The 22,069-nt window shown below is 63.9% G+C and carries 20 protein-coding genes and 2 pseudogenes; 9 read left to right on the top strand and 13 right to left on the bottom strand.

Going from position 1 to position 22,069, the window contains the following annotated elements; translation table 11 throughout:
* Window positions 1-241: 241 nt before the first annotated feature.
* The gene (locus GXN78_RS40320) at window positions 242-1,327 is read right to left on the bottom strand and encodes an IS630 family transposase (protein ID WP_106558095.1); all 1,086 of its coding nucleotides are present in this window, start codon (window positions 1,325-1,327) and stop codon (window positions 242-244) included.
* A gap of 268 nt (window positions 1,328-1,595) precedes the next feature.
* Window positions 1,596-2,501: a crotonase/enoyl-CoA hydratase family protein gene (locus GXN78_RS40315; protein ID WP_106558077.1), complete on the bottom strand. Its 906-nt coding sequence runs from the start codon at window positions 2,499-2,501 to the stop codon at window positions 1,596-1,598.
* A 126-nt stretch (window positions 2,502-2,627) separates the two neighbouring features.
* Between GXN78_RS40315 and GXN78_RS40310 the strand changes: the two genes are divergently transcribed.
* From GXN78_RS40310 to GXN78_RS40275, 7 genes are all read left to right on the top strand, one after another.
* A complete protein-coding gene (locus tag GXN78_RS40310) occupies window positions 2,628-3,263 on the top strand; it encodes a TetR/AcrR family transcriptional regulator (RefSeq protein WP_106558076.1) in 636 nt (211 codons plus the stop codon).
* A complete protein-coding gene (locus GXN78_RS40305; RefSeq protein ID WP_219910087.1) occupies window positions 3,260-4,903 on the top strand; it encodes an AMP-binding protein in 1,644 nt (547 codons plus the stop codon). The genes GXN78_RS40310 and GXN78_RS40305 overlap by 4 nt, the downstream gene beginning before the upstream one ends.
* Window positions 4,904-5,684: 781 nt before the next feature.
* Window positions 5,685-6,848, top strand: a complete 1,164-nt coding sequence (locus GXN78_RS40295) for a cytochrome P450 (protein ID WP_164256393.1) — start codon at window positions 5,685-5,687, stop codon at window positions 6,846-6,848.
* A gap of 639 nt (window positions 6,849-7,487) precedes the next feature.
* On the top strand, window positions 7,488-7,892 hold the full coding sequence (locus tag GXN78_RS40290; protein WP_164256391.1) for a transposase: 405 nt from the start codon (window positions 7,488-7,490) through the stop codon (window positions 7,890-7,892).
* Window positions 7,889-8,236 carry an IS66 family insertion sequence element accessory protein TnpB gene (tnpB, locus tag GXN78_RS40285; protein ID WP_106558072.1) on the top strand — a complete coding sequence of 116 codons (348 nt, stop codon included), beginning with the start codon at window positions 7,889-7,891 and terminating at the stop codon, window positions 8,234-8,236. The genes GXN78_RS40290 and tnpB overlap by 4 nt, the downstream gene beginning before the upstream one ends.
* A 66-nt stretch (window positions 8,237-8,302) precedes the next feature.
* Window positions 8,303-9,916 (top strand): IS66 family transposase, encoded by a 1,614-nt coding sequence (locus GXN78_RS40280; protein ID WP_106558071.1) that lies wholly within the window; start codon window positions 8,303-8,305, stop codon window positions 9,914-9,916.
* A gap of 34 nt (window positions 9,917-9,950) precedes the next feature.
* Window positions 9,951-10,472, top strand: coding sequence for a hypothetical protein (locus tag GXN78_RS40275; RefSeq protein WP_106558070.1), 522 nt, complete (start codon window positions 9,951-9,953; stop codon window positions 10,470-10,472).
* A gap of 36 nt (window positions 10,473-10,508) precedes the next feature.
* Here the strand turns inward: GXN78_RS40275 and GXN78_RS42125 are convergent, their stop codons facing one another.
* The 7 genes from GXN78_RS42125 to GXN78_RS40250 all read right to left on the bottom strand — a co-directional run bounded on the left by GXN78_RS42125 (window position 10,509) and on the right by GXN78_RS40250 (window position 15,517).
* Window positions 10,509-10,742 (bottom strand): MBL fold metallo-hydrolase, encoded by a 234-nt coding sequence (locus GXN78_RS42125; protein ID WP_219910086.1) that lies wholly within the window; start codon window positions 10,740-10,742, stop codon window positions 10,509-10,511.
* The gene (locus GXN78_RS42120; RefSeq protein WP_275407626.1) at window positions 10,699-10,863 is read right to left on the bottom strand and encodes an MBL fold metallo-hydrolase; all 165 of its coding nucleotides are present in this window, start codon (window positions 10,861-10,863) and stop codon (window positions 10,699-10,701) included. Before GXN78_RS42120 ends, GXN78_RS42125 begins: the two co-directional genes overlap by 44 nt.
* Entirely contained in the window at window positions 10,856-11,482 is a 627-nt protein-coding gene (locus GXN78_RS42115; protein WP_219910084.1) for an MBL fold metallo-hydrolase, read from the bottom strand. The genes GXN78_RS42120 and GXN78_RS42115 overlap by 8 nt, the downstream gene beginning before the upstream one ends.
* 22 nt (window positions 11,483-11,504) lie before the next feature.
* A complete protein-coding gene (locus tag GXN78_RS40265; RefSeq protein WP_106558069.1) occupies window positions 11,505-12,266 on the bottom strand; it encodes an SDR family NAD(P)-dependent oxidoreductase in 762 nt (253 codons plus the stop codon).
* Window positions 12,267-12,445: 179 nt separating this feature from the next.
* A complete protein-coding gene (locus GXN78_RS40260) occupies window positions 12,446-13,585 on the bottom strand; it encodes an MFS transporter (RefSeq protein WP_239143163.1) in 1,140 nt (379 codons plus the stop codon).
* 222 nt (window positions 13,586-13,807) lie between these two features.
* Window positions 13,808-14,800, bottom strand: coding sequence for an aldo/keto reductase (locus GXN78_RS40255; protein ID WP_164256416.1), 993 nt, complete (start codon window positions 14,798-14,800; stop codon window positions 13,808-13,810).
* A gap of 234 nt (window positions 14,801-15,034) precedes the next feature.
* Entirely contained in the window at window positions 15,035-15,517 is a 483-nt protein-coding gene (locus GXN78_RS40250) for a cyclophilin-like fold protein (protein ID WP_239143100.1), read from the bottom strand.
* A gap of 97 nt (window positions 15,518-15,614) precedes the next feature.
* On the opposite strand from GXN78_RS40250, the gene GXN78_RS40245 reads away from it, so the two are divergent.
* Entirely contained in the window at window positions 15,615-16,577 is a 963-nt protein-coding gene (locus tag GXN78_RS40245; protein WP_106558065.1) for a LysR family transcriptional regulator, read from the top strand.
* A gap of 138 nt (window positions 16,578-16,715) precedes the next feature.
* Here the strand turns inward: GXN78_RS40245 and GXN78_RS41840 are convergent, their stop codons facing one another.
* On the bottom strand, window positions 16,716-17,852 hold the full coding sequence (locus GXN78_RS41840) for an NAD(P)H-binding protein (RefSeq protein ID WP_239143099.1): 1,137 nt from the start codon (window positions 17,850-17,852) through the stop codon (window positions 16,716-16,718).
* Between the two features lie 230 nt (window positions 17,853-18,082).
* Window positions 18,083-18,238, bottom strand: a pseudogene (locus GXN78_RS40235) (phosphoribosylamine--glycine ligase); the annotation flags it as partial.
* Window positions 18,239-18,293: 55 nt separating this feature from the next.
* On the opposite strand from GXN78_RS40235, the pseudogene GXN78_RS41835 reads away from it, so the two are divergent.
* A pseudogene (locus tag GXN78_RS41835) lies at window positions 18,294-18,522 on the top strand (NAD(P)H-quinone oxidoreductase); the annotation flags it as partial.
* Window positions 18,523-18,570: 48 nt separating this feature from the next.
* Here GXN78_RS41835 and GXN78_RS40230 read toward each other — a convergent pair.
* Entirely contained in the window at window positions 18,571-19,773 is a 1,203-nt protein-coding gene (locus GXN78_RS40230; RefSeq protein WP_106558062.1) for a cytochrome P450, read from the bottom strand.
* Between the two features lie 588 nt (window positions 19,774-20,361).
* On the bottom strand, window positions 20,362-21,072 hold the full coding sequence (locus GXN78_RS40225) for a TetR/AcrR family transcriptional regulator (protein WP_106558061.1): 711 nt from the start codon (window positions 21,070-21,072) through the stop codon (window positions 20,362-20,364).
* Window positions 21,073-22,069 lie beyond the last annotated feature (997 nt).

The raw sequence follows: 22,069 nt of genomic DNA, 5'->3' as shown, positions 1-22,069 counted from the left end.
CTGCAGTTACAAGTGGGTTTGGCAAGAATCCAATCCGCAGCAGCCGGTGTCCACCGCGATGGTCGCTGCGTGTTCATCGGTGCAGTTTCGAGCCTTGAGATCCCAGAACGCGTCAACCACCTCGAGCGCAAGGACTTTCCAGCCGAACCCAAAGCACGAGAATTGCGCACGAGCAGGCAGTTTATGCATCGCGCTCGTCCGTGGCATTCCAACTAGTGTAGTGCGCCACTCAGATATGTACTTATCTTTTGCTTCTTGCCAGCGCGGCCTTGGCGCGCGTGACCTTGGCCAGGATGTCGTTGGCGCTGGCGGTCCAGATGAACGGCTTGGGGTTGGCGTTGTGGTGCTCGACGTAGAGATCGATCGCCAACTCCAGTTCAGGCACGCTGGTGAAGCTGTCGCGTCGGATGCGGTTCTCGGAGATGTCGCGGAAGAAGCGCTCGACCATGTTGAGCCACGACGCGCTGGTGGGCGTGAAGTGCATGACGAAGCGCGGGTGCTTGGCCAGCCAGGCCTGCACGTCGGGGTGCGTGTGCGTGCCGTAGTTGTCCACGATCAGATGCAGCTGCAGGTGCTTGGGTGTGCGCCGCTGGATCAGGCGCAGGAACTGCAGCCACTTCTCTGCGTGCCGGTGCTGCGGCTGGCACAGCGTAATGACCGTGCCGTCCAGGGTGTTCAAAGCGGCGAACAGCGTGGTCGTGCCGTGGCGCTTGTAATCATGGGTGACGGTGCCGGCGCGGCCTTTCTTCATCGACAAGCCCGGCTGGGTGCGGTTGAGCGCCTGGATCTGGCTTTTCTCGTCGCAGCTCAGAACCAGGGCGCGCTCGGGTGGGTTGAGATACAGCCCCACGACGTCCAGCAGCTTGTCCTCGAAGCGCGGGTCCCGCGAGAGCTTGAAGCTGCTTTGCCGATGCGGCTTCAGGCCGTTGCGCTTCCACACGCGGCGAATCGTCGTCGGCCCCACCCCGAGCTGCGCGGCCAGCGTGCGCGTGCTCCAGTGCGTGGCGGCAATGGGCTTGTCGTGAAGCGTCTTGTCCACGATGCTCGACTCCACCTCGGCGGTCACGCTGGGGGTGCGCCCGGGGCGCGGTGCATCGTGCATGAGGGCCTCCACCCCGCCTTCCAGGAAGCGCTGGCGCCACAAGGCGACCTGGCGCCGATCCAGATCAACCTCGACGGCGATGTCCTTGTTCTGCCAGCCCTGGGCGGCGAGCAATACGACCTTGGCCCTTTGCTGCACACGCGCCTCGACGCGGCCTCGCCGCGCCAAGGCCGCCAACTCTCGTTGGGCAACGGCATCCAGTTCGATCCTTGGGGCAATGCGCATGGCTGCGACCTCCATCAAGGTCGGAGTGTGCCGCATCGAATAAGTTCAACTATTTCGAGCGCACTGCACTAGACAGTCATATCGCCTCCAGAGAGCATCGGCCCATCAGCGCCGCTGGGCAAGGAAGGCCGCTACAGATGGGGTGTTGGCGAACTGCTGAGCGATGCAAAGGGCGCCAACGCCATCTGCTTGGCGAATTCTGCGCGGGCGGACATCGACGACGCCGAGCTTGGCGACTCCATCCGCGTTGCCTGCTGCGTGCCTGAGGTCAACGGCCACCCAATCTCGCGTCCATCTCTCTTATGAGGTCGCGTGCTTCCGAGCCCTCTGGAATCGGCCGCCCGCTGTCGCGCCATTCGACGGCAGATTTGAACCCTTCCTGTTGCGCGTAGCGCCGGAACCATAGCCCTTCGGGGTTGTGGCGCGTGATGCCGTCGAAGATCGTCGCGAACATCTGGGTCTGCTCCAGCCCCATCGACAGCATCACCTGATTCACCAGCATCTTGTGCATTGCCAGATGGCTCCTGGGCACCCCGGCAATCCGCTCGGCAAGAAGCATCACCGTCGACTCCAGTTGGTCGCCCGGCACCGCGTCTGTTGCCAGCCCCCATTCGGCGGCCGTCTTGCCATCGATGACATCGCCCGTGAACATCATTCGCTTCGCTCGCATCGGCCCGAGCCGGTACGTCCACATCGCGGTTGTGGGGCATCCCCAAACACGCGTTGGCATATAGCCGATCCGCGCGTCGTCGGCCATCACGAGCAGGTCACAACAGAGTGCAATATCGCTGCCGCCAGCCACAGCCGCGCCGTGCACTTTGGCGATGGTCGGCTTGGCGCTGCGCCAAAGCGCCATGAAGTCTTCGGTGTACCTCTTCATCTGCGCGTAGTCAACCATCGGGTCCCACGGATGGTCTTCCTGCTGGCACGGGTGGTCGATGTGGTGCTCCGCGAAGGCAGTGAGGTCGTAGCCTCCGCAGAAACCCTTGCCGGAACCCTCCACGACGATCACGTGAACCTCATTGTTCCGATTGGCCCACTCGACCGCTTCACGGATTTCTGACGGCATGTCGCTGTTGATCGCATTGAGCCGTTCAGGGCGATTGAGCACCAGACGCGCGACACGCGGTGCCCGCTCCTCCTGCTCGATGTTCAACGTCGAAAAGGTTGGCATGGGAATTCCTCCTCCAGATAACGGGCTGCCACGGCGGCAGTCAGGCACAGTCTACGCGCTACCGTCAGTGCTGACTGGTCGCATTGGCGACTGACAGTCAATGCTGACGGTCTCAGACTTCCCCGCATGAATGCTGTTTCACGCAAAGTGTCGGGCCGGCGCCGCAGCTCGGGTCTGGCAAACGAGATCGCGAGTCGCAGCGTACGTGAGCGGATCCTTGCAGCAGCGGTTCAGTTGCTAATCGAAAAAGGAGTCGCAAGGACGACGACGCTGCAGGTGCAGCACGCGGCGGATGTAAGCCGGGGGGCGCTCCTGCATCACTTCCCGACGCATGCGCAGCTACTCTCGGCGACTGTGGAGGAACTGGTTCGACGCAACGAGCAGTCGGTTCACGAGAGCCTGGCGAGGCTGCAAGGTACCGAGGGCGTGGTTGAAAGGGCGATCCGCGCCCTTTCTGTCGCCGCGGCGCAGCCTGCCTACATGGCCGAGCTCGAGTTGTGGGCGATCGCACGTGCGGATTCCCAGCTAAGGGCCTCATTGCTGCAGGCCGAACGCAGGGCCCGCAAGGAACAGGAGCGGGTGCTCGGTCTCCTGTTCGCACCGATGGAGAAGCACCCCTCATTGCCCGCGGTGATCTCCACGACAACCGAGTTCATTCGTGGACTGGCGCTATCCGGCGTCCTGAGCAGTCCGGTGCGACGCCAAAAGGCCGTGTCCCACTGGATCGGAATTGTCAAGTCAATCTTGGAGCAAGCGAAGTGAAGAATGTGGATCGCGCACTGGAGCGCTCATACTGGCAGGCTGACAAGCGCGACGAACTCGTCGAGCTCACGGCGGGCGACATCCTGCGCCAGGCCGCACTCCGCCATCCCGATCGCGTGGCACTGATTGAGGTCGTGCCTGCGAACACAGAATCGCTGACCGGCGCTTTGGGTACGAACCGGCGGTGGTCTTACGCACAGCTTCTCGACGAATCATTGCAGTGCGCGAAGTGGCTCCTCAACCAGTTCCAGGTCGGTGACCGAATCTGCGTCTTCGCGCCCAACGTGCCCGAGTGGGTCGTTCTCCAGTACGGAGCGGCACTTGCCGGTCTGGTTCTGGTGACTGCGAACCCGGCCCTGCGGGCGCCTGAGCTTGCGTATGTGCTCAGTCAGTCCAAAGTTGCGGGAATTCTGTACGTTCGGTCGTTCCGAGGTGCCGACATGCACGCGATTGTGCGGGAGGCTGCCACGGCCTCGGTCAAGGCATTTTGCATGGATTCATGGGACGGCGTCGTGCGCGGGTTTGATGGTGATGCGTCTCTGCCGGTGGTAAGTCCAGATGATCCGGCCCAGATACAGTACACATCGGGCACCACCGGCCATCCCAAGGGGGCACTGCTCCACCACAAGGGTCTGGTCAACAACGCGAGGTTCGTCGCCGCACGCGCCGGCATCGACGGCTCGATCGTGCTGAGCCCCATGCCGCTGTTCCACACGGCGGGCGCAGTCCTCAGCTCACTTGGATGCATGGCCACGGGTTCGACCTTTGTGCTCCCTCTCATGTTCGAGCCGACCTTGATGATGACGACCATCCAGGACGAGAAGTGCGCGTTCTTCTTTGGCGTCCCCACCATGCAGATCGCGATGCTCGAACACCCGATGCGCAAAGAGTTCGAACTTTCGAGCCTGAAGGTCGCAATCTCAGGAGGTGCTCCGGTGCCCCCCGAGCTGCTGCGACGCATTGAAGAGGGCTTCGGTTGCGACCTGCTAACCGTCTATGGCCAGACCGAAACGAGTCCGATCATCTCGCAGACCTCGCGCGGGGACACGTTCGATGACAAGGCCCGCACTGCGGGGCGACCACTTCCACAGGTCGATGTCCGGATTGCCGATCCGGCAACTGGCCAACCGGTCGCGGTCGATGAAGAGGGTGAGATCGAGGCGCGCGGCTACCAGACCATGCTCGGATACTTCGACATGCCAGAGGCGACTCGCCACGCGATTCGGGCAGAAGGGTGGCTGCGAACCGGAGATCTAGGCCGCATGGATCACCGTGGCTACTTGCGGTTGACTGGACGGCTCAAAGACATGATCATCCGCGGCGGAGAGAACATCTATCCCGTGGAGATCGAGGCGAGGCTGATGCAGCATCCGAGCGTTGCGAACGTCGCTGTGTTCGGCAGGGACGACCCCGAATGGGGCGAGGTCGTCTGCGCTGCGGTGCAGATGCGAGAGGGAAGCGCAACTGCCTCGATCGAGGCGCTGAAGGCGCACTGCCGTTCACACTTGTCACCGCACAAGATCCCGGTCGAATGGTTCGAATGTTCAAGCTTTCCGCTCACCGGGTCCGGGAAGATCCAGAAGTTCCGCCTCAAGGAAATGGCGCGATCCGGCGTCCTTTCGCCGCTCGACATCAGGTAACGCGCACGCGGCGTCCTTGGCCGTCGGAACGCCGGAATCCCTGTTGTCCCCCTGGAGGGGGGCGGAAGTACTGAGGAAGGATTGTTAAGCTGAAGCTGTTCGGCCATCTCTCCGCAAGCAAGGACCGCGATGACCATTACCCGGCGCCGATTTACTCAGAGCGTTCTCGCGGCTGCAGCCGCCCCGACGGCGGCGCGCGCGCAGTCCTACCCCGCAAAGCCCATCAATATCGTTGTCGGCTTGCCGGACCGGCCGTGCAGGAAGTGATGGGCGGCCAAGTTTCGGTCATGCCTCTCGACACCATCGTCGCACTCCCGCTCCTGCGTGCGGGCAAGATCAAGGCGATAGCCGCGCTTACTCCGACACGGCTCGACTCCCTGCCGGATGTTCCTACGGCGGCCGAAACCGGTTCGCGCGACGTGGAGGTCTATCCTTGGCTCGGCTTGGTCGCCCCGCGCGCCGCGCGCCGCGCGCCACGCCAGCGTCACTTGTTGCCCGCCTGGGCGCAGAGGTGCGAGAAGTTGTCACTTCCCCGAGGTCGCAAAGCGGTTCACGAATCTCGGCATGGAGCCGCACCCATTGGGCCCCGAACAATTCGGCGCATTCATCCGCGGCGAAATCGCACATTGGCACCCGCTGATCAAACGCCTCGACATCAAACTGGACTGAAGCTATGCGTCCCCTTTCAACCTCCGCAGCCGATTCTGCGACTGGCCCTGTAACGGCTGCGAGCGAAAGCTTTGATCCGTTCGATCCTGTCTATCAGGACAACCCGTACCCCTTGCTCGCCTCCCTGCGCGCCCAGGAGCCGGTGTTCTTTTCGCCAACGCTCGGCACATGGGTTGTCACCCGATACGAGAGCGTCAAGAAGGTACTCCGAGACCCGCAACGCTTCTCGGCGCTGATTGCATCGGACCCTCTAAAGCCTCTGTGCCCGCACGCGCGCGCCATCGTCGCCAACTCCGAGTTCGACGTGCCGCCGATGCTTGTCAACAACGATCCGCCCTCGCACACCCGATACCGCACCCTGTTCTCCAAGCCCCTGGAGCGCGCACGGTTTGATGCACTTGAGCCGTTCACGCGCGAGACTGTCGATGCGTACATCGACCGCCTCGTTGCCGGCCCGCGACCTGCGGACCTGGTCGCCGGCTTGACTTGGGACGTGCCGGCTGTCGTACTGTTCCGGCTACTAGGGGTTCCGGACGAGGACGTGGCGCTCGTCAAGTCTTACGCCGACAGCCGCGTTGTCCTCACGTGGGGGCTCCCCACGGACGAGGAGCAGGTCCGCCTCGCCGGCGGTGCCGTCGAGTTCTATCGTTACGCAGCGAGGCTGGTAGCCCGCAAGGCAGAGGAGCCCGGCGACGACTACCTGAGCGACCTCATCCGGATTCGCAACGGCGATGACAGCGTCCTGACCCTGCGCGAGCTCACCGCGCTGGCGTTCAATCTGCTCTTCGCCGGCCATGAGACGACTTCCAGCGCCGCGGCTAACCTGTTCAAGGCAGTACTCCCCAACCGCTCTCTCTGGAACGATATCGTCAACGGCGGGCAGCCGCCCGGCCCGGTCGTGGAGGAGGCACTGCGGTTCGATCCGCCGGTGCAGGCCTGGCGACGCCAGGCGAAGGAAGATGTTGAGGTTGACGGGGTACTCATACCGGCAGAGAGCCGATTGCTTGTCGTTCTTGCAGCAGCCAACCGCGACCCCGACCAGTTTGCCGCGCCCGATCTTTTCGATCCGGCGCGTCGAAACGTGATGCAGCACACCACCTTTGGCGCGGGCACGCACTTTTGCCTTGGCGCGCCACTTGCCCGACAAGAAGTGCGAGTCATGCTTGAGCAGGCTGCACGCCGCTTGCCTGGCCTGCAGCTCGTACCCGATCAGAAGTGGAACTACACGCCCAACACTTCGTTTCGCGCGCTGGGTCAACTGATGGTTACGTGGTGAGTGGATAAGCACCTCCAGCCGTGGCAGCGTGCAAGCCCGTACCTGCGTGAAAGCTCTCGGAGAAGACAGGCCACCACACCGGAGGCGACCATGAGGCGCACCGGCTCAGAACAGGAGTTGGACACCGAGATCGATCCCCCGCCAGCGACCGCCTTGTGCTGACGCCGTACTTGCAGCCGGACCACGCCGGAAGGTGCTTCCGTCAGCAGGCTAACTGTCAGTCTCTCCGATTGAGAGCCCATGCTCCCCTTGCCCTGGGCCAGCGCCGCCTTGCCGATGAGCATAGCAGTGCCCCTGGGAGGGCAAATTCTCTGCGTATCATAGATCTTAGATTCACGAGTCTCCTGCAACTCTCTGAGGCCTATCCGAATAAACTGCCTCCCACATGGAGAAAACCGCGGTGCTCGGCCGTCCAGGTACACGGGACGCCCGATCTCCGGCGTCCATAGCGCGTAGCTGCGCCCTTGACTGGCTGCAGCGATGCGCTTGAATGGGTCATCCCAGTCAGGCGGCGAAATGGAAAAGCGGTAATAGTCCGACGAGTACCGTCGTTGCGGCTGGCTTCGCTGCCCGGCAGTATCTGATCTGATGAAGTGCGCACCCGCTTGATGGTGTGCACCAACGGAGATGGTGCACACCATGAAGGATCAAACAAGAGAGTCGACGCGAACCCGGCGACAGCATGAACGGGAGTTCAAGGACGAGTTGGTCGCACAGAGTTTGGTCCCCGGCGCGTCGGTCGCGGGGATTGCGATGAAGGGCGGCATCAATGCCAACCTTCTATTCAAGTGGCGACGTGAGCACGTCAAGGCGATGGCGGCGTCCGCACCGACCGCCGCGACGTTGCTGCCGGTGTGCGTGGTTCCTGAGGCCGCGTCGCCATCCACTGCGCAGCCAACCTCACCCGTAGGGCCTGCCATCAACCCAAGCTCGCGTCCAGGCGTCATCGAAGTCGAGATCGCCGGCGCCCAGTTGCGGCTTCGTGGTGCCGTGGACGAGGCGATGCTGGGAAGTGTCTTGCGCGCGCTGCGCCAGAGCGCATGATCGGTCCTCGCGCTGGGACCCGGATATGGCTTGCCGCTGGCGTGACGGACATGCGCTGCGGCATCGACTCGCTGGCAGCGAAGGTTCAGATGGCACTGAAGGAGGATCCGTTCAGCGGCCACGTCTTCGCATTCCGTGGTCGTCGAGGCGATCTGGTGAAGTTGCTTTGGAGCGACGGCGACGGCATGAGCATGTTGACGAAGCGGCTTGAACGAGGCCGCTTCATATGGCCACAGGCCGATACCGGGAGCGTGTCGCTGAGCACTGCGCAGCTCTCGATGCTGCTCGAAGGGATTGATTGGCGGCGCCCCGAACGCACGTGGCAACCGCGCATGGCGGTGTAGCCGAGCGAGCGCAAATGGTTGACGGGGCAAGCCCCGTTGCGAGGGGGAAGCATCGCTGGAAAAGTCATGGTCATGACGTTCGCGGAACTCGTGGCCAGCAATGCTGCATTGAGCGGCGAGGTTCGGCGCTCGCACGAGGCCTTGAAGTTCGCGCAGTTGACCATCGACAAGATGAAGGTCGAACTGGCGTACCTGCGGCGCATGAAATACGGCCGCTCCAGCGAGAAGCTCGAGCATGCACAACTCGAACTCGTGGGCGGCCAGGGCCAGGCCACAGCGCCGGTGGTTGAGCCGCCCGCTGATGGCGATTCGGATGACGGATTGAAGTCCAACGTGACGTCGCTCGACAAGGAGCGCAAGAAGCGGGAGCCCAAGACCAGGCCGGGGCTGCGCGAGTTGCCGGCGCACCTGCCGCGACGCACCGTCGTTCACACACCGCAAGGCGGATGTGGCTGCAAGGCCTGTGGCGCGGGCCTTCGGGAGATTGGTCAAGACGTCTCGGAGGTTCTGGATTACGAGCCGGGCACCTTCCATGTGGTGCGTCACGTGCGCCCGAAGCTGGCCTGCGCAGGGTGCAAGACGGTCACCCAGGCGCTGGCGCCGACCCGGCCGGTGGACCGGTGCATGGCCGGCGCAGGGCTGCTCACGCACATCGCGGTGAGCAAGTTCGCCGATCATGTTCCGCTGTACCGGCTGTGCCAGATCTACGGCCGTGACGGTGTCGAGATGAGCCGCTCGACCATCACCGACATGATCGGCAATTGCGCCCTGTTGTTGACGCCGCTGGCCGAAGCCATCGGGCGCCATGTACTGAAGGCCGATAAGGTCCACGGCGACGACACGCCGATCCGCGCGCTCGGGGGCAAGGGCGAGAAGGCGCACACGGGTCGGCTGTGGGTCTACGTTCGCGATGACCGCCCCAGCGGCGACAAGGCGCCGCCAGCGGTGTGGTTCCAATACTCGGCCGATCGCAAGGGTGAGCACCCAGCGCGGCACCTGAAGAACTTTAGCGGCATCCTGCAAGCCGATGCGTACTCCGGGTACAACGCGATCTACAAAGACGGTTGGATCCTTGAGGCTGGGTGTTGGAGCCACGCGCGTCGAAAGCTGTGGGACATCCACGTCAAACAGAAACGCTTGCCCGGGACGCTGGCGCACGAGGGCTTGGTGCGGATCGGCGAGGTGTTCAAGGTCGAAGCAGAAGTGAATGGCCGATCGGCGCTACGGCGAAGGCGAACGCGCCAGGCCCGCACGGCGCCGGTGCTGAAGGAATTGAAGTCCTGGATGAACGAGACCTTGGCACAGGTGTCGGCGAAGTCGCCGATGGCACTGGCGATCGGCTATTCCTTGAGCAACTGGACAGCGCTGACGAACTTCGTGGGTGACGGGCGCATCGACGCGCACAACAATACGGCTGAGCGCGCCCTGCGCGGCGTGGCGATTGGAAGAAAAAACTACTTGCACGTCGGATCGGACGCGGGCGGCCACACGGCGGCGGTGATGTACACACTTCTGGGCACGTGCAGGCTGAACCAGATCAACCCGCAGCGCTATCTGCGCCATGTCCTGGAGCGCATCGCGGACCACCCGATCAACCGCATCGACGAGTTGCTGCCGTGGGCGGTCGCCGCGAAGTGGGAGGACGACGCCGGCGCAAAGGACACACTGCTGGCCGCCTGAGCGCAAGCCCAGCGGGCATGGGCAAAATGTGCTCATGTGCATCAAACTGATCGAAGATCTGCCGATGGCGAGCAGCGCCGAGCTGTACCAGCTCAGCTGGGTCATCGAACAACTGTTGGCCGACCCGCGGCGCATCGTCCAGGTGCGTGCGCAGTTGCATACCGGCCAACAGGTGCAATACCTCAGCTGGGGAGACGGGAAGTTGCGCTCGGCACGAGTCGTCGGGATACACGGAGACCACGTGGCCATACTCGATGCCGCCTTCAACAAGGCCTTCAAAGTGCACTACGGGGCGATCCTCACTGATCCGCCCGCGGCGCCCACCGAAAGTGGCCCAACGCCAGCGGACGTTGAGCTCAACAGGCCAAGTCCGCCACCGGAGATCGCCGGTCGAGCCGACTTCCGCGTGGGCAACCGCGTCACCTTCACCGACAAGAATCTCCAGCACCGCGTCGGCCTGATCGTGCGCATCAATCAACACACCGCCACCCTCGACTGCGACGGCCAAAAATGGCGCGTCGCGTTCGAGCTGCTCCGCCATCTCGTCGACGTCTGACCCGCGAAGCCGCCAGCAACGGTGCTCGTCGGACTATTACGAAAAGCGCCCCACGTGCCCCGGCATCAGCACCCGAGTGCGCAGATCCTCGGCGGCCTGGGCGGCCTTCTCCGGGTTCATGTCCACATTCGCCCAGCGCGGGTCGTACTGCCCGGCATCGAGCGCCACCCAATCGAACGGGCCATGCATCTGACCGATCTCGGCAAAGTGCGGTGCATAGCCCGAGTCACCACTGAAAAGAAATCCTGCGCTCGGGCGTTGCCAAGGCAAACCCCTCCCACAAAGACTTGTCGCGGGTGAACGTGCGCCCCGAGAAATGACGCGCCGGGGTGACAACGATCTGCAGCTGCGGGGTGTGCCGCACCGTCTCGTACCAGTTGGCCTCATGCACAAGCCGCATGTCGTAACCCCAGGCCTCGAAATCCGCCCCCGCGCCCAGCCCTCGCCACCACCTGCTTGACCAGGCGCAGCTGCGCCAGAATGCTCGAATAGTCCAGATGATCGTAGTGGTCATGGCTGATCAGCAGCACATCGATTGGCGGCATGTCGTCGGCCGAATAGAGGCTCGTTCCATCGAACGCCGTGTTCGTCCATGGCACCGGCGAGGCATTGTTGCTGAACACCGGGTCGATCAGGATGCGCTGCCTCCCCAGTTGCACGTAATAGGAGGAATGGCCTAGCCAGACCACCAGGTCCTGCACGGGGTCGAGCGCCTTGAGGTCGGTCTTGCCGGCGGGAACGGTGCCCGGAGGCCGAGACTGGCCATTCTCTGCAAAAACGGTTTCCATCCACATCGACCACTCGGACTGATCCGTTGTCCGCAGGGGTGTGTTGATCTGGTTGCGGAACACGCCCCCGGCATAGTTGGGCGAGCGCTCGATGCGCGCCAAGCGCTCGCCGCTGGGCAATTTCCCGAACAGCGAATGCTGCAAATAGGCGGCGACGCCGATGCCCCCCAGGACGGCAACGCCGGCACACACTTTGAAGAAGCGGGACCAGAATAATTTCATGTGCGGGATACCATGGATGCCATCACGTCAGCTTCGTGGCGGTGGCGCGCGCAAGTTCCGCCAGCAACAGATCCTGGAACCGGGTGTCGTTGACGGCGGGATGTGGCTGCTCTCGCCGCTCGTGATGCCAGTAATTACCGCTGGTCAGCGCTTCGGGGGCGTTGCCGGTGGCGAGCCACACCTGGGTCTGATGGCCCAGTTGCAGGTCGCCGGGCGCACTTGGGCCGCCCATCTTGGTCGGCACCCAGCCTGGATCGACGGAGTTGCTGAGAACGTCCGGCCACAGCCGTGCAACCGCCGCAGCCAGTGCGGTGACGAACAGCTTGCTGTCCGAGTAGCTGCCCGTGGATGTGCGGCCAGACCAGTCCGTTCCAGCTAGGCTGGCGCTTCCGCCCGCGTGCATGCTGCTGCTGAGGTAGATCAGTCGCTGCGGGCGCCCGACCAGGGCCGTGAGCAGGTATGGCGCAACGACATTGACGACCAGCAGTTGGGCGCCAGAGAGAACCCCTGCGTTGTGGATGACGGCATCCATCCGGCCGACCGCATTGACCTGGACGGCGAGATCGCGGATCTGCGCGAGGTCCGACAGGTCGCCGATCGTGGCAATGGCGCCATCGTCCACGAGTTCTTTCACGGCCGGCAGCCGGGCATTGGAGCGGACATGCACGACGACTTCGTGCCCCTGGGCGAGCAGCGTCTTGGCCGCGGAATGGCCCAGTCCATCGGCCGAGCCGGTGATGAACACGCGGGCCTTGCGGCCAGCGCCTCGTTGCGCATTGGTCATGGGGAACTCCTTTCGATAATTCGGCAGCGGTTGAACCACAACGGGCGTTGCGGCCAGGAGCGATCCGGCGACCAGTCCCGTCCCAATCCGACTCCTGTAGCGAGAAAGCTGCAGCGACCCATGGACATGGCCTCCGATGAGTCCACCAGGTTCTGCACGGCGCCCGAACCTTGCCGCTATCATGGCGATTCATCGGTCTGTGAGCGGGTAGCCTGTGAAGCCAAGAAGGTCAGAAGGGCCGCCAGCAGCAGGACGACCGCGCTGGCCGCGAAGGTGCTGCGGTAGCCGGTGGAGTCGAAGAGCAGGCCGCCTACGGTCGAGCCCAGCGCGATGGACAGCTGGATGACCGCCACCATGAGGCCGCCGCCAGCCTCGGCGTTATGCGGCATGGCTTCGGCGATCCAGGTCCACCAGCCAACCGGTGCGGAAGTGGCCATCAGCCCCCACAGGCCAAGCAGCGCCATGACGGCCGCGACCCAGGCACCAAAGGGAATCAGCGCCACGGCGATGCCGGCCATCAGCAACGGAATGACGATCAGCGTCCCGTACAGCCCGCGCTTGAGGACATTACCAATCAGCAGGGTGCCGACGAAGCCAGCCGCGCCAATAATGAGCAGAACCATCGACAGCGTGGACACGTCGGCATGGGTCACCGTCTCGAGGAAGGGCCGCACATAGGTGAACAAGGCGAACTGCCCGACGAAGAATGTCCCGCAAGCCGCCATTCCGATGGCGACGGACCGGTTCTTGAGAACCTTGAAGACATTGCCCGAGCCCGGCGAGCGCTCCTGGGCCTGCATGGCAGGCAGGCTGACCCACTGCCAGAACAGGGCAACTGCCGCCACCGGCACCAGGCAGAAGAAGGCAGCGCGCCACCCCATGTTTGAACCAAGATAACTGCCCAGCGGCGCGGCAATCACGGTCGCCAGCGCGTTGCCGCCGTTGAAGATCGCCAGGGCGCGCGACACCTGCGAGGCAGGCACCAGCCGCATGGCCGTCGCGGCGGACATGGACCAGAAGCCGCCGATGACCACGCCGATGAGCGCGCGGCCAATCATGTAGACCAGGAAGTTCGATGCCAGCGCAACCACAACGCCGGAGACGGCCATCACGGCAGTCAGCGCCAACAGCAACGTCTTGCGGCTCATGCTGTCGGCCAGCGCGGAGATCGATAGGCTCGTCAGCACGGCGAAAGCGCCGGAGATGGCGATGCCTTGCCCTGCCATCCCCTCGGAGACATGGAGATCGGCCGCGATCGCCGTCAGCAGGCTGACGGGCATGAACTCGGACGCGATCAGAGCGAAGACGCACAGCGACATCGCGAAGACGCCGCTCCAGTATGCGGGTTGGCTTCCTACATCGCCTTGGCTTTGTGTGTTGCCTATGCAGGCATCGGATGTGGCGGTGGTCATGGAATTCTTCGTTCTGCCCGTACGCTCATGGGACCTGCCGTGCTCGCCCCTCCGGGGGCGTGAGCAGCCCTTAGAGATCAGTGTTCCCAGCAAAGGAGTCGACGCAGGACTACGTCGATCCCAACGATCTCAATCTTTTCCGATCTGATCCATCTGCTTGGCATCCATGCGGCCGCCATGGACGGTGATCTTTGCCCTGGCTGCCTCGATCTCGCGCAGATCTTCCGACGTGAGGTTGACGTTGATCGAGCTGAGGTTCTCGCGCGAGTGGTCCAGGTTGGTGGTTCCGGGGATCGAGACGATCCAGGGTTTTTGCGCCGCCAGCCAGGCCAAGGCGATCTGCGCACGCGTGGCGCCCTTCTTCTCGCCGAAGCGTTGCAGAAAATCGAGGATGGGCTGGTTGGCCTTCATGACTTCGGCGCTGAAGCGAGGGAAGGTCTTGCGCAGGTCCGTCTTTCCATCGAACCTGGCCTGGGCATCCAGGGGCAGCTTGCCGGGCAGGAAGCCTTGGCCCAGCGGTCCCCACGGCACGAAGCCGATGCCCAGTTCCTCGCATGCCTGCAGTACACCGTCGTGCTCCACACTGCGTTCCATGATCGAGTATTCGGTCTGGATCGCGGACACCGGTTGCACGGCGTGAGCACGGCGAATGGTGCGCGCGCTCGGCTCGGACAGGCCGAGGTGCAGCACCTTGCCCTGCTGAATCAGATCCTTGATCGTGCCGGCCACGTCCTCGATCGGCACGGTCAGGTCGACGCGGTGCTGGTAATACAGGTCAATTCGGTCGGTCTTCAGGCGCTTGAGAGATTCCTCCACCACGCGGCGGATGCGCTCGGGGCGGCTGTCTAGGCCGTTGGTGCCGTCAATCTTGAAGCCGAACTTGGTGGCGATGGCCACGTGGTTGCGCACTGGCCCCAGCGCCTCGGCAACGAGTTCCTCGTTGACATAGGGGCCATAGACCTCTGCGGTGTCAAAGAACCTGATGCCGCGCTCATAGGCGTCGCGGATCACGCGGATACTCGTTGCTCGGTCCACACCCGGGCCGTAGTGACCGGGGCTGTTGCTCATGCAGCCGAAGCCGATTTCCGAAACTTCCAGGCCACCAAGTCTGCGCGTTCCCATGGTGTAGCTCCTTCCACTGTTGCCTTGCGCTGATTGCGCTGCGGCCGGTGTAGCCAGCGATGCAGCACTGATAGGCAGTGCTGCACCGGCAGCAGCCATGCTTGCTGTCTTAAGGAAGCTGCGCCGGTCAGAAGTCAAAGTGGGTTGTTCTGCAGCGTCGCGCTCAAGGGTGGGTTGCATGCTCATATTCGATGCTTTGGATGAGATAAACAGGTAGTTGGGTACAAGCAACGATCAGTTGCTGATGCGTTCAATCGTGACCTTCAGCGGACCTGGGCGCTGCAACGCCGGCAACCCCCCCTCGACCTTGCCTAGCTGAAGCAGTCCGCCCAAGTAGGTGCTGTCACCTTCCTCAACAAAGATGGCGAGATTCCCCCACGGGGTGTAGTAGGCGATGTCTCCGGCTTTCACAAGAGTTCCGCTGCTGGTGCCTGCGGCAGTCAGCTTTCGTGGCAGATAGGCAATGCGCTCTATCCGTGCGTAGTCGGTGAGCGTCAATGACAAGGGCAACTGCGCCACGAAATCTCGCGCAATGGCGGTGTCATCCAAAGTGGCAGCGACGGCTTGGCCGTCCACTTGCATGCGTATCTTCATAGATAGTTCCTGCGGAGACGCGGCTGTCGAAATACTGGGAACACCTGCTGCCAAGGCCAAACCAGCACTCAACGCCAGCACTTGTCGCGACGTCCAGTTCAGGATTGGCATGGACTCTTTCATGCCTCAATCTTCTCGCATCCTCTGGCACTTGAATACCTAATGAACGCTTAAAGCGTATATTAGGCACACTAATCAATAATCGGAGGCAAACTGCACCATGGCCAAGCGCAACCTCAACGATCTCCTGTACTTCGTGACGGTGGCGCGGCAAGGCAGCTTCACCCGCGCAGCCTCGCTGCTGGGCGTGACACAGTCCGCGCTCAGCCAGGCCATAAGCGGACTGGAGGCACGGCTGGAGATTCGGCTGCTGACGCGCACCACGCGCAGCGTGTCGCCCACGGCCGCCGGAGAGCGTCTGTTGAATGCCATCGGCCATCGCTTTGATGAAATCGACGCAGAGCTGGACGAGTTGACGGAGATGCGGGACAAGCCGGCCGGCACGGTAAGGATCACCTGCGGCGAACATGTCCTTCGGACCACGCTGCTCCCCAGGCTCACGCCCTTGTTGCTCGAATACCCCGACATCAAGGTCGAGTTCGACATCAACTACGGGTTCAGGGACATCGTGGCCGACCGCTTCGACGCGGGGGTGCGAATGGGTGACACCATCGACAAGGACATGATCGCGGCGCCGATCGGGCCGCAGTTGCGCATAGCGGCTGCGGCCTCGCCTGCGTACTTCAAGTCCCGTCCCGCCCCCAAAACTCCACGCGACCTGATCAAGCACAACTGCATCAACATGCGCATGCAGACCGCGGGTGGCCTCTACGTCTGGGACTTCGAGCGGCGCGGCCAGCGGTTGAACGTGCGAGTGGATGGGCAACTCATCTTCAACACGTCGCCCAGCATGGTGGATGCAGCACTGGCTGGGCTGGGCATCGCTTTCCTGCCTGAGGAAGAGTTCGCACCACACATCGAGGAAGGCCGACTGGTGCGCGTGCTGGACGACTGGTGCACTCCATTCCCCGGGTACTACCTGTACTACCCCAGCCGACGGCAACCTTCGCCGGCTTTCTCGCTGGTTGTCGATGCGCTTCGTTACACGGCCAGCCCGAGAATGGATCAGCTCGGCGGTCCCACCAAGAAGGCTGGACCACGGAAGAAGACCTCCGCGAAATAGGCCGGTTTCGGCTTCACCAAGGGCGGGAAGGGAGGCCGAGGCCTTCGCCACAGGAACGGCTGCATGCGGCCGCCACCACTCCTCCAGCGTGCTCTCGAGGGCATGTCGGCAATGCCACTGCAGGGCGACGGCCTCGCTTCAGTAGCCGGCGCCGACGAGCCAGCCCCGGTGGCGGGCTGCTTCCAGTTCGTCAACCAGCGCGCAGGCAAAGTCCGCATACGAGATCGTGCTGAGTCCCTGCGCATCGCACACCAGTGCGCCCACCGCCAGTCGGTAGCGGCCGGTTCGCTCTCCCTGCGCGATCTGCGCCGCCGGAGCGATGCAGGCCCAGTCGAGACCGGATGCCGCCAGCACCGCTACCGCGTCCTCGTGCGCCTTCACCTTCGGCAACAAGGCCGCCGGGAAGCCGGGCTGGTCCGCGAGACGCGTGCCGGGCCCCACCGCCAGACCACCCGCACCACCCACAGCGATCAGCCGCCCCACACCCGCCTCACGCGCCGCCTGCACCAGCGAAGCCGTGGCGGTCGCCTGCAGCTGTGGGGCATCGGCCGGCGCGCCATAGGCGCTGATCAGCACTTCCTGCCCGCGCAGCGCCTGCGCCAACGCGTCCGTATCGAACACGTCGACCTGCGCCCGCAGCAGGCAGTGCACTGCATGGCCCCGGGTTAGTGCTTCGCGCGCCAGATGGCGGCCAATGCGCCCTGTGCTGCCCACCAGCGCGATCTTCATTGCTCCGCTCAACCCGCGCTGCGACCCAGCCCCGCGCGGATCGTCATGCCCGGCGCCGGCTCGAGCAAGTTCACTTCGGCGCGCTGGAACAAGGCCGTGCCGTGCTTCCTGCGCTGCTCGGCGAAGGCCGCGCGCAGCGTCTCGCTGCGGTCCAGCGACTGGCGCCCCGCGTGCCACTTCGCAGCGTCCGGCCAGGCGTACAGCAGCACGATCTTCTGCATGCCGGCGCCGGCGGCCATCCCACGCGGCCAGCACGCGAGCGCCCGCCTCGCGCACCAGCGGCAGCCAGGTTTCCTGCAGGAACACGTTGGCATTGGCGTTCTGCCCGGGCGCGATCTGCTGCTGCACCAGCTCGTGCAGGTCGCCCACTGCCGTCGCCGAATCGGCATCGACGGTCCAGGCCGCGTTGGGCTTGAGGAAGAACAGGTCGTGCCGCTCCACCATCTCATGCCCGGCATTGGTCTCGGCGCGGATGCGCCACCATTCGGCGTCCGCATAGAAGCTGGCCCACACCGGCTCGCGGTGCGCGTAGTCGCGGTAGGCCATCAGTTAGACGAAGCGCGGCGCGTCGGGGCCGGCCGCCGAGCTCCGCTCGCTACGCAGTCGACGCCATGCTTGGCGAACAGCGCCGGAAAGTGCGTGTTGAAGCGGGTGTGCACGTCGGCCATGCGGCCCGGGGCGACGGAATAGAGGCGCAGCTCGTAGATCATGGGCTTCAGCTTAGCGACGCGACCGCGGCTGTCTGTCCCGTCGAAGGGGGGCATACCGCCGCGGGGGTCGATGGCCTCGTGCGCTTCCTGCAGCGTCGTCGCCACCACCACGCCCTTGCCCGCCGCCAGGCCGTCGGCCTTGATCACGATGGGCACGCCCTTGGCGTCCACGTAGGCATGGGCTGCCCCGGGGTGGGTGAAGGCCTCGTATTCGGCCGTGGGGCGCTGCCTATGCTGGCTGGATGAAAGCCATCGTCTCCACGGCGGAAGGCGCGAGGCTGGGTTCGTGGTGGGGCAGGAGGTATGCGCCTGGCTTGCCGGAGGCGGTTACGCAGAGTACTGTTCTGCGCCCGCGACGCACTGCCTGCCCGTTCCACAGGGCGTTTCCTTGATCGACGCCGCGGCGTTGCCGGAGGCGTTCTGCACCGTCTGGGGTGCCGTGTGGCAGGAGGGGGCTTGCGAATGGAGAAAGTCTTCTCATCCAGGGCGGCTCCAGCGGCGTTGGCGTTGCGGCGGACCGGACGTGGAGGTGCGCTTGCACCTTCCGGTCCTGCTCAGGCGGGCTGCACGCGCAGTGGCAGACGGTCGATCATGCGCAGCGTGTTGATGGGACGAAAGACGGGATCGCCGGCGAGCGCCAGTGTTCGGCAGCGGCGCGCCAGCGCGCCGATGAGGCATTCCGCTTCGAGCCGGGCGATCATCTGGCCGATGCACACGTGCGGACCGGCACCGAAGGCCAGGTGACCCGCCGACTTCCGCCGAAGGTCGAAGCGCTCCGGGTTCTCCCACTGGCGGGGGTCGCGGTTCGCTGCGCCGATGAAGGCGGCAATCTTGGTGTCGGGTGCGAGCTGGATGCCCCCGAGCTCGATCCCCTCGCAGGTTGTGCGGAACATGACCTGCACCGGCGCGTCGTAGCGGATGCCTTCGTCGAAGGCCTTCGCGGCCAGCTGCGGCTGCTCGCGAAGCATGTCCCACTGCGCCGGATTGCGCGCCAGCGCGTGCAGCGCGGCGCCGATGCCGCTGATGGTGGTATCCATGCCGCCACGCAGGAAGGTGCGCGTGAGGTTGGCTGCAACGCCCTTCGGCAGCGCGCCGTCGTCCTCAGCCTGGTAGATTAGGTCGCCGAAGCCGCCAGGCAGCATCGCCGAGCGCTGCATGCTGTCCTCGTACCACTTCATGTAGGGTTGCGCGCGCTCGGCCGACGCCTGCGTCAATGAATTGTTCGGACCAATCGCATTGAAGTTCATGTCGCCGATCGCTCGCGCGTTCTCGGTCGGAATCTCAATGCCCACCGCAGGCGGGAACACGGAAAGCACAAACGCCTCGGACGCGTCGCGCATGCCGTCGAACTCGCCGCGTTGCACCAGCTCATCGGCCATTGCCTCCGCGCGTACAGAGAACTTCTCGCGCCACTGGCGCACCACCAGCGGCGACAGGATCTTCTGCAGCGCGCCGCGCACCTGCGTGTGCTGCGGCGGATCACTCTCAAGTATTACGCTCGGCGGCCGCCAGTTGCCCGGTTTGCGGATGTCCGCCATCCCGGCGCCTGCGGCATTGGTGAAGCGCGTCCATTGCGACAGCACGGCCTGCGCTTCGACATGGCGCCCCGTGGCGTATATGCGGTGGCTTTGGAGCCATACGAGCGGCCCGGCCTCACGCAGCGACTGATGGAACGGATAGGGATCCAGCAGGACCTCCGGTGTGAAGGGGTCCACATGCAGTACCGGCGGCGCAGGCGGGGTGTTCGTCGTCGTCATCGCCTAAGTGTGCGGCTCACTCGCGCTTTTCTCCGTCCCCTCACGGGGGGACTGACCGGAGCGCCTTTCGGCGGAGCGGGACTCGACCATCCCGGAGGCACAACATGACCCGCGCAGCTTTCATCTGCCCAGATGGCGAGCACCGCGCCATGGACGTAGCCGTGGGGACCAATCTGCGCGCGCCGGCTGTTGCCACAGCATCGTCGGCGACTGCGGTGGCGCGATGAGCTGTGCAACCTGCCACGTATTCGTAGAGGCGGGATCCGCGGACCTGCTGCCCGACCACCAGCCGCCTCGGCTGAAGTCCATGTGCGGCACGACCCACTGACAGACACGACGCAGCGGCTGTGCACCGCGCTGTTCTATACGCGGCTGTACTCACGCCAATTACGCCCGGCAATGGCTACTACCGTCCCGCCGGCCGCCGATCCGGTGTCGCAGGATGCCTTCCGGCCGCTCGGCGGCGATCGACTCGTAGTGCGATGGCGCTGGCCGCATAGGAAATACTTGGCTCATTCACGACCGATTCATGTCGCGGTCAAGGAATCTAGGGCGTGAACCAGATCATTGGCCGCCAGCAGGTACACCCTACGAAACGATACATGCTTTCCAGTAACCAACGTCGATGCCCGGTCGGCTTGCGTCATCGGCGCTCAAGCCGCCTGCAAGGAAATCGGCGTGGATAAGCAGCAATTCGAACATCAGCTCGGGATCGTGCCGGGACTCGGCGATCGGCCAGTTGTGCAGCATGGCCAGCCCGTCCGCCGTGGACTTCAGCGCGTGCGTGACATGCAAGGACGCGTGGTCAGCCGGCGTTGCCGGGCGCACCTTCAGAACCAGGCCGATGCCACGTGCGACTAGCTTTCGCAGCGCATCCCAGTAGCCTTCGTCAATGCCTTGCGGCCGCTCGTGAAGGAACTTGGCCAAGGTCTTGAGTGCAGACTCTCCGCGTGGCTTGGACAGGTAAAGTGCGAACAGCGGCGCCGCGATCGCGAGAGCGACCTCGTACATCGTGAGCATCCCTTCCGATCGGGACTCCAACTCGCCGAACAACACGTCGTAGCGTGGCTCGAGGAAGTCACGCAACTCGGCCACGATCGCGTTCATCAGTCCAGCCTTGCCCCGGAAATGATAGGCAACCGCAGAGTTGTTCTTCTGGCCAGCCGCCGTGCCGATTCCACGCAGCGATACTCCCGAAACGCCACTCTCTCCGACCATCTGGACTGCTGCTTGCAAAAGGCGCTCGCGCGCGGCGTTCGCGCGCGAATCGGCCTCCACCCGGTCATCCTTATCAGTCATTACGTCTTGCTTGTGGACACTTGTCTTAGCATTGTGACACGTCGATCCGCCGGCGGCCGGTCAACCCTCCGGCAACACATGCATGCGCTGCTGGCCCACACCAAACAGCGCGCCGAGCGCCAGAATCTTGACGACTACCCCCGAGCATATTCCACAAGAACATGAAAGACAGGCGCATGCCCATGTCCGCCCGAACTTGAGGTCGGAGAACATCCACGTCAATACGCCCCGCGCCCACGTGATTCCGGTGAAAGACGATGGCGAAGCCCGTTGTCTTCATAGTCTCGTAGTACGCACTGAGCAACGACGTGGCCTTCCTTCAACAGCCCGTCGAGGCGGTTGCAAAGGAACGTCGTACTGGTCATACCTTGCGACATGTCAAGTCCCATGTCAGCGAGAACCGTCGGCGTCAGAGCCGATCCACTTCACCCGACATTGTTCGAACTCTCGTAGGCATTGGAGGAAAGCCATCGTCAGCCCCAATTTGATGACGAACTCATTCGTCCACGGCACAAGATCAAGTCGCGCTCGCGTCGCACCCGTCGGCGACGATACCCACCAAGCGATCGTCACCCACGAGCTCGAGCTGCAGTTTCGGATCAGCGACTAAAGAGCCCGCCCCGAAAACGCTCTGACAAGATTGGAATGCCCGCCTCCGGGCCGGAATGCTGATGCGCAGCAGGCCCGTGACCGAATTGCCCAACTGCGGGCCGACTCTATGCCCTGGAGGATCTGCTTGGCGGCCGGTCGGACCTGGACCGGCAGCGGCTCGCCGGCTTCGGTCAATCCGAAGGCGGGTGGTGGGCACCAGCAAGGCCTTGCAAATGTGCTCCTCGAAAACGCGTACGACCTGGCTGACGGCTGACGGCTGACGGCTGACGGCTGACGGCTGACGGCTGACGGACGGGCTGATGCCTAGGCGCCGGGCGTCGGCGCCAAAGCCGCGTTCCCCTGCATCCGCGAGGATCACGAACACACACGTCGGCCCAGCCAACTG

Origin of the sequence: Variovorax sp. WS11 (genome assembly GCF_010499245.1) — a bacterium.
Taxonomy (GTDB): domain Bacteria; phylum Pseudomonadota; class Gammaproteobacteria; order Burkholderiales; family Burkholderiaceae_C; genus Variovorax.
The sequence above is the reverse complement of the archived record's forward strand: the minus strand, read 5'-3'. Positions and strand labels throughout refer to the sequence as shown.